The following is a 13,211-nucleotide window of genomic DNA, read 5'->3' on the forward strand; positions in this document are numbered from 1 at the left end:
TTATGAAGTTTTTAGTTTTTCCTATCGCTATCTTATTGAATCTATTGATCTGGAATTCAGACTCAGACGATGAAACTTCCCAATATGTGATTATTTCACAGGAAAAAAGTTTAGAAAAAAGTATCGAAGATGGCAAAGCGGTTTACTCTGGATTTTGTATGCGATGTCATTTAGGAGAGGGAGAGGGAGTAGAAGGGATTTATCCACCACTAGCCAATTCTAATTGGCTTTCAGAAAAGCGAAAAGAAAGCATCAAATCTGTAAAATACGGTCTTAAAGGAGAAATTGTAGTTAACGATAAAACATATAACAACAATATGGCTGCAATGGGGCTAAGTGATCGAGAAGTTGCAGATGTGATGAACTATATAATGAACGATTTTGGGAACCAATCAAGAGATTTACCAAAAGTAACCCTCAAAGAAGTCTCAGAGTTAACCGAAGATTGACTATGACATTTGTGTAAGAAGACTTTAAAGTCATATTAACACAAAAAGAATCTAATAATCATAACTTGAAAATAAAAATATTTATGATTATTAGAACTTTTTTAATCGCATTAGTTTTCACTACATCAGTTGCTGGCCAGTCCAACTTTGATCTTGAGAATATCAGTGATCAAATTCCACAGTCGGAAGAGGTTAGAAATACATCTTCAGCTTTAGTTCAAGCTAGTTTATATGAGCTGATTGACCAGTATCATGCTTTACAACAAATGCATTGGAATACCAGAGGTCCACACTTTATTTCTATCCATGAATTGACTCAAGAATTTTACACAGAATTAGCAGATCAGATCGATATTGTAGCAGAAAGAAAGCTAGCCTTAGGTAAAGCTGCAGATGGAAATCCAGAACATGTATCAGAACAATCTAATTTAGCTCCCTATTCTAAAGATTATACCAAAGATTATAAATCTGTATCTTTTCTCATCGACAGATATACTACGATGTCCAACAGACTTGGAGAACGAATTAAAAATACACCAGAAAATGACCTGGTCACTCAAGATGTTTTTATTGGCTTGAGGTCTACGATAGATCATCATCTATTTTTATTGAGGTCATTCAGTTATTAATATAAAATCAAACATAATGAAAGCAGCACAAATTCAAGAAGCAGAAGGAGAATTTCAATTAGTTGAACTGGATCAGGCAAAACCCGGAGAAAATGAAGTTTTAATAAAGGTAGAAGCCTGCGGCATTTGTCATTCTGATGCCTTTGTGAAAGATGGCACCTTTCCTGGACTTGAATATCCACGAGTTCCTGGTCATGAAGTAATAGGCACGATTGAAGCCATTGGCGAAAATGTGAGTTCTTGGAGTAAGAATCAGCGCGTAGGAGTTGGCTGGCATGGAGGACATTGCTTTGAATGTGAACCCTGTCGTAGAGGAGATTTTATATCCTGTCAAAATGCTAAAGTGAGTGGAATTTCTTACGACGGTGGTTATGCAGAATATATGTGTGCCCCACAAGAAGCCCTTGTTGCAGTTCCTGATGAGTTAAGTTCTGTAGAAGCAGCGCCATTGCTTTGTGCTGGCATCACGGTCTACAACGCCTTAAGAAACTCTGGAATTAAAGCCGGAGATACAGTCGCTATACAAGGTATAGGTGGACTCGGCCATCTGGCTATACAATATGCCCACAAAATGGGAATGCGAACGGTAGCGCTTTCAACCAGTGATGATAAAAAAGAATTGGCTTTAAAATTAGGAGCTCATCACTTTATCAATGCCAAAAAAGATAATGCTTCGGAAAAGCTACAGGAGCTAGGTGGAGCTAGATTAATTTTAGGTACAGCCCCAAGCGGTAAAGCTATGACATCGGTGATTGGCGGTTTAGGGGTTGATGGTGAACTTTTAATGGTCGGTGCAACACCTGAAAGCGTTGAAGTTAACCCTATGGAGATGCTCATGGGAAGGAAATCTGTAGCCGGATGGCCTAGTGGTACACCTACAGATTCAGAAGACACTTTAAAGTTTAGTGCTTTATTTGATACTAAACCTATGATTGAAGAATATCCTTTAGATAAGGTTAAAGAGGCTTACGATAGAATGATTAACAACAAATCTAAATTTAGAGTTGTGCTTAAGCCATAACGTTTAAATCAAACTTCAAGACCCCTTTGTTGAAAAATAAAGGGGTTTTTATTTTAATGAAATATGTAAGATTTGACTTATCAAGTTTTAAAACTCGATTTCACGAGTAAAGGTTTGTTCCAGGCAGATAAAGGTTTCGGTTCTAGCCACTCCATCTATGGTTTGTATTTTATTACTTAATACATCCGTTAAATGCTTATTATCCCTACATACCACTTTAACTAAGAGTGAAAAGTTTCCAGTGGTATAGTTGCATTCGACGACTTCTTCAATTTCTAAAAGGGCCTGACTTACACTTTTATAGATGTTGGCTTTATTGAAATAGATCCCAATAAAACTTTGAGTTTGATAGCCGAGTTGATAGGTATCAATCACACTTTTTGAGCCGGTGATAATCTTTTGATCCTCAAGCTTTTTCATTCTTAAGTGAACTGCAGTCGGACTCATATGGCATTGGTTTCCAATCCATTTTAAAGAGGCCTTGGCATCCTTACTTAAAATATTTAAGATTTTGCGGTCTGTATCATCAATCATCTTTATAATTTTTAGTGTAACGTGATTTTAAAACGTATATTTAATAATTTAGGCTAATATATTGTTTTATATTAAGTATAATCTCTTATTTGCTTTATATAATTAAAATATATAAGTTATGTGTGGAATATTTGTAGCTATCGACAGTGAGAAGTCAAGTCAGTTTCTGATTAGTGAGTTTATGAAAATAAAGCATCGTGGACCAGACGCATCAGACTTCAAAATGATTAAAGAGAAAACCCATTTTGGTTTCCATAGATTAGCCATCAATGGCTTAACGCCAAAAGGAAATCAACCTATGTACAAAAATGGAGTTTGGTTAGTCGCTAATGCTGAAATATTCAATTATCTGGAATTGGCAAACACCTACAATATTAAATTAGAAACAGGGTCAGACTGTGAGATACTTATCGACTTATATCAGGAAATTGGAGAAGAAGGTATGCTGGAGGCTATTGATGGTGAGTTTGCTTTTGTGTTATACGACGAAGCCAAAGATCTTTTTGTAGCAGCCAGAGATCACCTGGGAGTAAGAGGAATGTATATTGGATACGATGAGTCTGAAGTTTACTTTGCGTCAGAAAGTAAAGCGATAGCTTTTTCCAAACAACTACATCAATTTCCTCCGGGACATTACTGGAACTCTTACACCGATGAAATGAAACCTTATTTTCATCACGATTATAGCACTACAGCTTTAAGTGAAAAAGACTATTGCCTTGAAATCAATAAACTGCTCACAGAATCTGTAGAAAAACGAATGATGAGTGAACGCCCACTAGGATGTCTATTAAGTGGTGGTCTGGACAGTAGTCTAGTGGCCGGAATTTTAGCTAGAAAGCTAAAGGAAAAAGGTAAACAGCTAGAGACTTTTTCTATTGGATTGGAAGGAAGTCCGGATATTGAAGCCGCTCAAAAAGTAGCAGACCATATCGGGAGTAAACACCACAGCATTATATGTACAGAACAGGAATTTTTGGCCGAGCTGGAGCACACGGTTTATATGTTGGGTAGTTATGATGTCACCACGGTACGTGCATCAGTTGGCCATCAACTGGTAGCAAAATACGTAAGGGATCACTCAGAAGTTAAGGTTTTATTTTCTGGAGAAACTGCAGACGAGTTTGGTTCCTATCTCTATTTTCAAAATGCTCCAAACGCAGAAAGCTTTCAGGAAGAATCGGTTAGGTTGCTCAAAGACATCCAGTTTTTTGATATGAAAAGAGGGGATAGGTCCATTTCAAATGCAGGTTTGGAAGCCAGAGTTCCGTTTGCAGATAAGGCCTTTGTCAACTTCTTTATGTCGATTCCACCAGAGCTAAGAATGTTTTCTGATCAAAAGATCGAAAAATACTTGATCCGAAAGGCTTTTGAAGATGAAGATCTCATTCCTGCTGATGTGCTCTGGAGACGAAAAAACGGATTCTCAGATAGTGTCAGTAGTAAGAAAAAATCTTGGAGTGAAGTGATTAAAGAACATGTAGAAACCTTGGTATCTGAAGATGAATTTAGCAATGAAAAATTTAGATTTACACCAGAGCCTTCTTCCAAAGAAGCCTTTTATTACTTAAAAACGTTTGAAAAATCCTACGGATCTCACTTCCAGTTAACCCCATACCAGTGGCTGCCAAAATGGTGTGGAGAGGTAAAAGATCCGTCGGCCAGAGTCTTGGAAATTTATCAGGCCGATTAGTGTTCATACTCATTACTAAAAGAAGCTGTCTTAAAACCTCCATTTTTGTCATTTCGAGCCTGCCTGATAGCAGACAGGCGGAGTCGAGAAATCCTAGTTATCAATATTTAAGATATTTCGATTGCGCCTGCCTTTGCCGCCATGTAGGTTCTATATGATAATTTCCAATTTATCATATGTTGAGACAGCTACTTTTAATTTAAGTGGTTTTGGTTATCGCCTGTTTTACGGCGAGGGCACAGCGTTCTCCATCGATAGCAGCAGAGACAATTCCACCGGCATAACCTGCTCCTTCACCACAGGGGAAAAGACCAGAGAGTTCAGGGTGTTCTAAAGTGTCGTCTAGTCGTGGAATTCTTACTGGCGAAGATGTTCTGGATTCAGGAGCCAGGATGACGGCGTCGGGATGATCGAAGCCTTTCATCTTTTCAGTGAATTTTTTAAAGCCTTGCCTCAATCTATTGGTCATGGCTTTTGGAAAAATCAAATCCATTTCTACTGAAGTGGTTCCAGGTTGATATGAATTTTTAGGGATTGACTTAGACTTCCGCTTGGCTATAAAATCCTGAAGTCTTTGTGCCGGTACATTTTGAGTTTCTCCTGCCAGTCGCCAGCATTTTTTCTCTATATCTTCCTGAAATTTCAAACCTCTTAGAGGGCCAAAGTGTTGATAGTCATGCAACTCTTCATCGTCAATGGTGACCACGATACCAGAATTGGCATAAGGATTATTACGTTTAGATGGAGACCAGCCATTAGTAACCACTTCTCCTTTTGATGTTGCACAAGGCGCAATAATGCCTCCAGGACACATACAAAAGGAGTAGACGCCTTTGTTGTCTACCTGCTCCACCAAACTATAGGCAGAGGGTGGTAAATACTCCCCTCGTGCTGGCGTCTTATACTGAATTTTGTCTATGAGTGCCTGTGGATGTTCTACCCGCACCCCCATAGCAAAGGTTTTAAACTCTAACTTGACATGCTTTTGATGAAGAGCATAAAAAATATCTCTTGCCGAATGACCTGTTGCCAGAATACAGGCTTCTGCGTAAATAATTTTTTCATTATTGATTTCGATTCCTTGGAGGACATTCTTTTCGATAATAAAATCAGTGAGTTTGGTTTCAAAATGCACTTCACCGCCAAAATCGATTATTTTTTGACGCATATTGGTGATGATCGCCGGAAGTTTGTTGGTTCCGATATGCGGGTGAGCATCGACTAAGATATCCTCATTGGCGCAATGTTCCACAAAGGTTTGTAGAATGCCTTCAATGGTTTTTTTATGACCCGAACGCGTATATAATTTTCCATCAGAATACGTACCTGCACCGCCTTCACCAAAACAATAATTGGACTCCGGATTAACTAAGTGTTCTTTGTTGATTTTGGCCAGGTCCCTACGTCTCGATCTTACATCTTTTCCACGCTCGATAACAATTGGTTTAAGCCCTTCTTCCAATAATTTTAAAGCCGCAAACAGACCTGCGGGACCACTCCCAACCACCAGGACTTTAGGGTCCTGATCTGTCACCTGTTGATACTCTTTTGGTTGTTGCGATGGCCAAATGACAGATTCGTCTCTCAGGAAATAAGCAATCCGCAACTGATATTTGATTTGTCGAGCTCTGGCATCGATGGAGCGTTTAATGATTTTAAATTCTGAAAGCTCTTCAGCAGAAATACCAATGTATTCGGCTAAAGAGGCTTTTAAACGTTCAGGTTGATGAGCGATTTCAGGAGTAACTCTTATATCGATATGATGAGGTGAGGACATGTGTTCAATAAAGCTACGAAGTTAACCAATTCTATCTTGAAGTACTTGATTAAACTAAAAATGCCTTCCAGAAAGAAGGCATTATCAAACTGATCTTAACTTTTAGACTAGTTAAGTTGCTTTGCTAATAATTCAGCTACTTTTTCTGATGAGCCTGGATTCTGTCCAGTGATAAGGTTACCATCTTCAACAGCATAGGCTTGCCAGTCGTCAATTTTTGAATATACCCCACCGTTTTCTATCAGCATATCTTCTAGTAAAAATGGAACTACTTCTGTAAGTTGAACGGCAGCTTCTTCCTGGTTGGTAAAGCCTGTTACTTTTTTTCCTTTAACTAAAGGTTCTCCGTCTTTATTTTTTGGATGTTTTAATACTGCTGGGGCGTGGCATACAAAAGCTACAGGTTTTTTATTGGCGTTGAAGTTTTCGATCAACTGAATTGAGGTTTTGTCTTCTACCAAATCCCATAACACTCCGTGGCCACCTGGATAAAACACAGCGTCGTAATCGGCCTCATTAACTTCACTTAATTTATGAGTGTTAGCTAAAAGAGTTTTAGCTTCTTTATCCATTCCAAAACGTTCAGTAGCTTTAGTCTGTGCATCTTCAGTTTCAGAATTGGGATCTATAGGAGGTTGTCCTCCTTTAGGAGAAGCTAAGGTAATGTCAAATCCAGCGTCTTTCAGTTTATAAAAAGGCGCTGCAAATTCTTCAATCCAGAAGCCGGTTCTGTGACCTGTATCTCCCATTTTATCATTACTCGTAATTACAAAAAGTATTTTTTTCATCTTATTATTTTTTTCAAATTTAGCAACTCAATATCAGCTGAAATTCTTTTTAAGTTAAGCTTAGACTTAAAAAATGTTAATCTCAAGATCAGTAGGAATAATACGTAATCATAAATAGATAACTTTATGTCAGAGAGATTATTTAAATCAAATAGTTTCAGAATTTAAGCATTACTAGCCTTAGCTTCCTTATTTTTGAATTCTTAAAAAACACTAAGAAATGACCAATAATGATGTATTGAGAAGATTACGCTATACCTTTGGTTACACCGATTCCAAGATGATTTCATTTTTTAAACTCGCTGATGTTGATGTGTCCAGGGCAGAGGTGAGTGATTGGTTAAAACCAGACGAGGATGAAGCCTTTGTGGAGTTGGAAGATAAAATGCTAGCGGTGTTTCTCAATGGTCTCATCATTGATAAGCGTGGAAAGCGAGAAGAACCTCAGCCAGAAACAGAAACTTATATCAATAATAACGATGTACTCAAAAAACTAAAGATTGCATTTGAATTAAAATCCGAAGACATTATTGAGTTATATCAGCTAGCGGGTAAGAAAGTGAGTAAACATGAATTAAGCTCATTTCTTAGACGACCTACTCAGCCACAATATCGCGAGTTGATGGACCAATACTTAAGGAATTTTTTATATGGGCTTCAGTTGAAGTATAAAAAGAAGTAGTCAATTTTAGTTCTATAAAATTAGATCCACTTTCATTCGTTAACGTCTAAATTTTTTCTACAGCCGTTACTTATTAATCTCCTTCTGAAATTTTAAAAACAATTCTTCCACTTTTTTCCTTGCCCATGGTGTTTTCCTTAAAAACTTTAGGCTAGATTTAATAGAAGGATTCTCTTTAAAACATCGGATATTGATCTTTTCGCCAAGTTGATCCCAGCCGTAGAAGGCATGAAGATCCACAAGAATCTGTTCTAAGGTAATGCTGTGTAAAGGATTGTTTTTTTGTGTTTCCACTCCTTAAAAATTTAGCGTCTAGACTTATTCGCATTTGACTTTGACGGTCTTGCATTATGATTTCCAGATCTGGAATTGTGGCGTGGTTTTCTTCCGCGCTTTTGTGGATTAAAGGGTTTGGTAGAGGCATTGGGATCGGGCTCAAAGCCTTCTAAAATCTCAACTGGAAGTTTCTCTCCAATCAGTTTTTCGATATCTCTCAAAAATACAGTCTCATCGGCACTTACTAAAGATACGGCAAGTCCGCTGGCTCCAGCACGTCCTGTTCGACCTATTCTATGGACATAATCTTCTGACACATTAGGAATTTCAAAATTGACCACATAGGGTAATAAAGGAATATCAAGCCCACGCGAAGCAATATCAGTGGCTACAAGTACATTCACCTGTCCGCTCTTAAAACCAGCTAAGGCTTTAGTTCTTGCAGCCTGACTTTTATTGCCGTGTATGGCAGCTGCACTTATTTTGGCGGCCTCCAGTTTTTTAACCAGTTTATTGGCGCCGTGTTTTGTTCTGGTAAACACCAGAATTTGCTCCCAGTTTCCCTCAGAAATAAGCTTGATCAGCAAGCCTGTCTTTTTCTCCTTGGCGACTCTGTAAACCTGTTGTTCAATCGCTTCCACAGTGGTGTTCTCTGGAGTTGATTCTACAGATACGGGATTGTTTTGAAATTCGTTGGCGAGTTTTCTAATGTCTTTAGAAAAAGTAGCTGAGAATAATAAGGTTTGGCGTTGCTTAGGAATTAATCCCATGATTTTCTTGATGTCTCTCAAAAATCCCATATCCAACATGCGATCGGCTTCATCTAAGACCAGAATTTCAACTTCAGACAAGGATAATAGCCCTTGGTTATTAAGGTCTATTAATCGACCTGGTGTAGCGATAAGGACATCCACACCGTTTTTTAGTTTAGAAACTTGAGGTTTTTGATTAACGCCTCCAAAAATAACGGTGGATCTTAAATCTAAAAATTGACTGTAATCTTTTACGTTTTTATGGACCTGAGCTGCAAGCTCACGTGTAGGGGTCAAAATTAAAGCTCTTACCGGTCTCTTTCTTAAAGGCTGCTGTTGTGAAAGCAGTTGCAGCATTGGTAAGGTGAAACCAGCTGTTTTTCCAGTACCGGTTTGGGCAGAGGCTAAAACATCTTTTCCTTCTAAAACAGGTGGAATAGATTTGGCTTGTATGGGGGTTGGGGTATCGTAACCTTGCGCGCTTACAGCTTTCACAAGGGCTTCAGAGAGTCCTAATGACTTAAATGACATAGAGTGTTTTTTTGAAATGACAATCTATGAAATCAGAGGTCATTTCTTAATTAAGCGGCAAAGGTAAGCTTTAAAAGCTCCACAGCTCCGCAATTGGCTTAATACTGTCTTTAAATGTTATTTTCACAACATGGGGTGTAGTTGGATTCTACCAATCGATAAACGAAACCCCAATGCCGAAGGTGGTTTGCTTGTGATTATAATCAATTAGAGTTTCTCCATACCCCGTAAAAGCTTGAACGTGTAAGCGAAGATTGGATTTTACAGAATACAGGTAATTGACTTCCAAACTCCCTCGATTTTGATCAAAATTAAGGCTGTTTTTTCCGATGACATAAAGACTATGATTGCCTTTATGGTAAATGACATTGGCTTCCATTCTGCCCATAAAGTCACTTATGTTTGGATTGTCATCGGTGTCACCACTTTCAATTCTTATCCAGGGTTTTAGATACAACTGAATATTATCCTTTTCGAAAGCTGCGTGGAACATCAGTCGATTCCAGCTTCTGGATCTTGGTAAATCTCTACCATTAGACTGATGATTGAAGGCAAAACCTGCCATTCTTAAATCGACGCCTAAAAGATTGACTTTCATTGGAAAGTTGACGAGGATCTCAGGTTCGTAGTTTAATTCTCTAAAAGGTCTGGACACTGGATCGTTATAGACTTGCCAGTTGGCTAATTGAGTATAGCCTAGCCAAATATCTCCGTGGCCAAATAAGAAGGATTGAATCAATTTAGTTTTAAGACTTAGTTGAAATTTAGCTTCTACCTGATCGTAATTTAATGGTTCTGTAAAACTGTTATCCGGATTGGCACTTTGGGGCAGTTCGTTTGGATCACTGGACCATCGAGCTGGCAGGACATAAATAGGTTTGTAAAAAGTTAATTTGAAAGTGCCGTTTTTATCTTCATCATCTAGTTCCCAGCGTTCGGAAAGTGATTTTTCAATGACTTTATCCTCACCAAAAAAAGATTGAGCTGAGATCATACTGCCGAAAGAGCAAAAGAGAAGTAATACTATTTTTTTCATAATAGAATCAGGTTGGATAAAATCAAACACAATTAGATTTTGCCAAATTACAATACTTTCTGAATTCTGTGATATAATTTATCTGATTTCAATAAGGATTTAATTTGTAACTATTTATTTTCTAAGTTTGAGTTACAATTTTCAATTTTGATTCTACGTTTTTTATTAAGGCTTATTGGCCCTATCGTTTTTGTAATGTTCCAGCTTCTAGAGCCACCTGCTTCTCTCGGCGATGAGGGCTTCACCTTAATTGGGATAACCCTATGGATGGCGATCTGGTGGATTACAGAGGCTGTACCTATTGCCGTCACGGCTTTACTGCCTATTGTTTTATTTCCATTATTTGAGGTGATTCCTCTATCTGAAACCACTCAGCAATACGGACATAAATACGTATTTCTCTATATCGGAGGATTTATACTGGCCATAGCGATTGAGCGCTGGAATCTCCACAAGCGTATTGCTTTACAAATTATCAAATGGATTGGTTCTAAGGCCCCCTATCTTATTCTTGGTTTCATGCTCGCTACCGCTTTCTTGTCGATGTGGATTTCAAACACAGCTACCACAGTCATGATGCTACCCATCGCTATTGCCATTACCCATCAGGTTCAATCTCAGCATAATCAAGATAAGCAACAAAGCGATTTATTCTCCAAATCACTTATGCTTTCTATAGCCTACAGTGCTTCCATTGGCGGTATTGCCACTCTTATTGGGACACCACCTAACCTTATCTTTGCTGGGGTTCTTGAGAATACTTATGGCATTAAAATCGGTTTTTTTGAATGGATGAAGTTTGGTTTCCCAGTATCCATGCTTTTACTTTTTATTAGCTGGAAATACCTCACAAGATTTACTTTTAAGCTCAAGCAGGTTCATTTTAATGAGGGTAAAAAGGAGGTAAAGGCGATGTTAAACCAGCTGGGAAAGCTTTCTTATGAGGAAAAAGCAGTAGGTGTTGTATTTCTTCTTGCCGCTTTAAGCTGGGTGTTTAGAAGTGTTATAGCGACTGTCATTGTTGGTATCGACGATACTATAATAGCCATCAGCGCAGCAGTGCTTTTATTTCTTATTCCTACCAAGCAGAAAGATCGGCAATTATTAACCTGGAATGAAGCGGTGAAAATTCCCTGGGGAATTATTATTTTGTTTGGGGGCGGTATGGCCCTGGCCAAAGCTTTTGTAGAAACCGGTTTGGCCAACTGGATCGCCAGTCAGATCAGCTTATTTGAAGGCGTTAGTATTTTTTTATTGGTTGTTTTAGTGTCTGCTCTGGTCAATTTTCTAACAGAAGTAACCTCCAACTTAGCGACAACGGCCATGCTTCTGCCCATTTTAGCTCCCTTAGCATTAAGTTTTGATGTGCATCCTTATATTTTGATGATAGCTGTTACCCTTTCAGCCTCTTGTGCCTTCATGCTGCCCGTGGCAACACCTCCCAATGCTATTGTATTTGGAGCTAATTATTTAAAGATTTCAGATATGGTCAAAAAAGGATTTTTACTTAACCTTATTTCTATTTTTGTCATTTCACTTGCTGTATATTTACTGATGCCCTTTGTATTTGAGCTGGATTCACTTTCTTTCCCTGAAGTATTTAAATAAAAGAAGATTGATGTATTCGACTTTTAAATCGAATATTTAATTATTCGATATTTGAATCGAATTCAAGATAATTTGATATATTAGTCGAATATTATATAAGCATGAAGGCAATTATAACGGGAGATATTGTGAATTCCAGAGAAGAGGACGGAAAGAAATGGCTCAAAAGTTTAAAAGACGCTTTAGGCCGTTATGGAAATACTACTAGCGACTGGGAAGTTTATAGAGGAGATAGTTTTCAGCTGAGAACATCTATTGAGGAAAGCCTGGAAGCTTGTATTTATATAAAAGCCTGCATAAAAATGTATACCGCATTGGATGCAAGAATGGCCATAGGAATAGGAGAGGTTGAACCTACAGTTGGTAAAATAACAGAAGACCAGGGAGAAGCATTTCACAGATCTGGACAATGTTTTGAAGTTTTAAAGTCTAAACGCTTAGCTATAGATACAGGAAATGATGATTATAATCGTACATTAAATCTAATGTTTGAATTGGGACTGTTAACTTTTGATAACTGGACAAAAATCGATGCCCAAACCTTAAAAACGGTTTTGGAATTTAAAGAAAAAACACAGCAGGAAATCGCTAAAAAGTTAAACAAGTCGCCAAGCACCATTAGTTTTACGCTTCAAAAGACGGGATATAAAGAAATAGAAAAGTTACTTGAATACTATAAACATTCAGTTTCCAGATTATGATGCTCATCATACTTCAACTTCTGCTTGCTCATCTCATTGGGGATTTTGTTCTGCAACCTCAAAGCTGGGTTGAAAGCAAAGAAAAAAAGGGTTTAAAATCAAAGCATTTTTGGTTGCATATAGGAGTACATCTTATTCTACTGCTTGTGATCACAAAGTTTAAATTGGAGGTTTTACCCTATGTAATTGCTTTAACGATTAGTCATCTCATCATAGATATACTGAAAATCAAACTAAAACCTATATGTTCCTCGATTGTATTATTCTTTGGCGATCAGTTTTTACATTTAGTTTGTATCCTAGTAGCTGCAGCAGTATATGTGCGCCTGGACTTGGGATCCTTAATAAATTTTCCAGATAAAGGATTTGTTGTCCTTTTAGCCTTGGTATGTACAACATACGTTTCTGGTGTTATTATGAAAGTTGTGCTCTCAAGATGGGATTTATCAGATCTAGAAGGAGAAGCCTTGCATAAAGCAGGCTGGTATATCGGTATTCTGGAAAGGCTATTCATTTTGGGTTTCGTGTGTCTTAATTATTGGGCAGGTATTGGGTTTTTAATCGCTGCTAAATCCATATTCAGATTTAGTGATTTATCCAGATCTAAAGACAGAAAACTAACCGAATATGTGCTGATTGGAACTCTGCTAAGTTATGGCCTTGCCTTAGTAACAGCAGCTGCGAGTCTACAATTATGGGACCTCTTAAGTTGATTTGACTTGATTTAAAAAATA

14 protein-coding genes are annotated in these 13,211 nt (G+C 37.9%); 8 read left to right on the plus strand and 6 right to left on the minus strand.

Annotated elements, in window-relative coordinates; translation table 11 throughout:
- Nucleotides 1-2: 2 nt before the first annotated feature.
- The 3 genes from F598_RS0107665 to F598_RS0107675 all read left to right on the plus strand — a co-directional run bounded on the left by F598_RS0107665 (nucleotide 3) and on the right by F598_RS0107675 (nucleotide 2,099).
- Complete coding sequence (locus tag F598_RS0107665; protein WP_019038453.1) at nucleotides 3-449, plus strand: c-type cytochrome; 447 nt, start codon at nucleotides 3-5, stop codon at nucleotides 447-449.
- Nucleotides 450-532: 83 nt separating this feature from the next.
- Nucleotides 533-1,078, plus strand: coding sequence for a Dps family protein (locus tag F598_RS0107670; RefSeq protein WP_019038454.1), 546 nt, complete (start codon nucleotides 533-535; stop codon nucleotides 1,076-1,078).
- A 16-nt stretch (nucleotides 1,079-1,094) separates the two neighbouring features.
- A complete protein-coding gene (locus F598_RS0107675) occupies nucleotides 1,095-2,099 on the plus strand; it encodes an alcohol dehydrogenase (RefSeq protein ID WP_019038455.1) in 1,005 nt (334 codons plus the stop codon).
- 87 nt (nucleotides 2,100-2,186) lie between these two features.
- Here the strand turns inward: F598_RS0107675 and F598_RS0107680 are convergent, their stop codons facing one another.
- A complete protein-coding gene (locus F598_RS0107680; RefSeq protein WP_019038456.1) occupies nucleotides 2,187-2,633 on the minus strand; it encodes an Lrp/AsnC family transcriptional regulator in 447 nt (148 codons plus the stop codon).
- Nucleotides 2,634-2,751: 118 nt separating this feature from the next.
- On the opposite strand from F598_RS0107680, the gene asnB reads away from it, so the two are divergent.
- Nucleotides 2,752-4,326 carry an asparagine synthase B gene (gene asnB / locus F598_RS0107685; RefSeq protein ID WP_019038457.1) on the plus strand — a complete coding sequence of 525 codons (1,575 nt, stop codon included), beginning with the start codon at nucleotides 2,752-2,754 and terminating at the stop codon, nucleotides 4,324-4,326.
- Between the two features lie 199 nt (nucleotides 4,327-4,525).
- Here the strand turns inward: asnB and F598_RS0107690 are convergent, their stop codons facing one another.
- Both F598_RS0107690 and F598_RS0107695 read right to left on the minus strand, forming a co-directional pair.
- Nucleotides 4,526-6,103, minus strand: coding sequence for an NAD(P)/FAD-dependent oxidoreductase (locus F598_RS0107690; protein WP_019038458.1), 1,578 nt, complete (start codon nucleotides 6,101-6,103; stop codon nucleotides 4,526-4,528).
- Nucleotides 6,104-6,210: 107 nt separating this feature from the next.
- The gene (locus tag F598_RS0107695; RefSeq protein ID WP_019038459.1) at nucleotides 6,211-6,891 is read right to left on the minus strand and encodes a type 1 glutamine amidotransferase domain-containing protein; all 681 of its coding nucleotides are present in this window, start codon (nucleotides 6,889-6,891) and stop codon (nucleotides 6,211-6,213) included.
- A 220-nt stretch (nucleotides 6,892-7,111) separates the two neighbouring features.
- Between F598_RS0107695 and F598_RS0107700 the strand changes: the two genes are divergently transcribed.
- Nucleotides 7,112-7,573: a YehS family protein gene (locus F598_RS0107700; RefSeq protein WP_019038460.1), complete on the plus strand. Its 462-nt coding sequence runs from the start codon at nucleotides 7,112-7,114 to the stop codon at nucleotides 7,571-7,573.
- A gap of 66 nt (nucleotides 7,574-7,639) precedes the next feature.
- Here F598_RS0107700 and F598_RS0107705 read toward each other — a convergent pair whose 3' ends face one another.
- The 3 genes from F598_RS0107705 to F598_RS0107715 all read right to left on the minus strand — a co-directional run bounded on the left by F598_RS0107705 (nucleotide 7,640) and on the right by F598_RS0107715 (nucleotide 10,168).
- On the minus strand, nucleotides 7,640-7,867 hold the full coding sequence (locus F598_RS0107705) for a VF530 family protein (RefSeq protein ID WP_019038461.1): 228 nt from the start codon (nucleotides 7,865-7,867) through the stop codon (nucleotides 7,640-7,642).
- Between the two features lie 11 nt (nucleotides 7,868-7,878).
- The gene (locus F598_RS0107710; protein WP_019038462.1) at nucleotides 7,879-9,132 is read right to left on the minus strand and encodes a DEAD/DEAH box helicase; all 1,254 of its coding nucleotides are present in this window, start codon (nucleotides 9,130-9,132) and stop codon (nucleotides 7,879-7,881) included.
- A gap of 148 nt (nucleotides 9,133-9,280) precedes the next feature.
- Entirely contained in the window at nucleotides 9,281-10,168 is an 888-nt protein-coding gene (locus F598_RS0107715; protein ID WP_026302590.1) for a phospholipase A, read from the minus strand.
- A 144-nt stretch (nucleotides 10,169-10,312) separates the two neighbouring features.
- Between F598_RS0107715 and F598_RS0107720 the strand changes: the two genes are divergently transcribed.
- The 3 genes from F598_RS0107720 to F598_RS0107730 all read left to right on the plus strand — a co-directional run bounded on the left by F598_RS0107720 (nucleotide 10,313) and on the right by F598_RS0107730 (nucleotide 13,190).
- Entirely contained in the window at nucleotides 10,313-11,776 is a 1,464-nt protein-coding gene (locus tag F598_RS0107720) for an SLC13 family permease (protein WP_026302591.1), read from the plus strand.
- A 101-nt stretch (nucleotides 11,777-11,877) separates the two neighbouring features.
- Complete coding sequence (locus F598_RS0107725) at nucleotides 11,878-12,477, plus strand: helix-turn-helix domain containing protein (protein WP_019038465.1); 600 nt, start codon at nucleotides 11,878-11,880, stop codon at nucleotides 12,475-12,477.
- Nucleotides 12,474-13,190 (plus strand): DUF3307 domain-containing protein, encoded by a 717-nt coding sequence (locus tag F598_RS0107730; protein WP_019038466.1) that lies wholly within the window; start codon nucleotides 12,474-12,476, stop codon nucleotides 13,188-13,190. Before F598_RS0107725 ends, F598_RS0107730 begins: the two co-directional genes overlap by 4 nt.
- Nucleotides 13,191-13,211: the final 21 nt, after the last annotated feature.

The sequence above is a fragment of the Psychroflexus tropicus DSM 15496 genome (assembly GCF_000378765.1).
Taxonomy (GTDB): Bacteria; Bacteroidota; Bacteroidia; order Flavobacteriales; family Flavobacteriaceae; genus Psychroflexus; species Psychroflexus tropicus.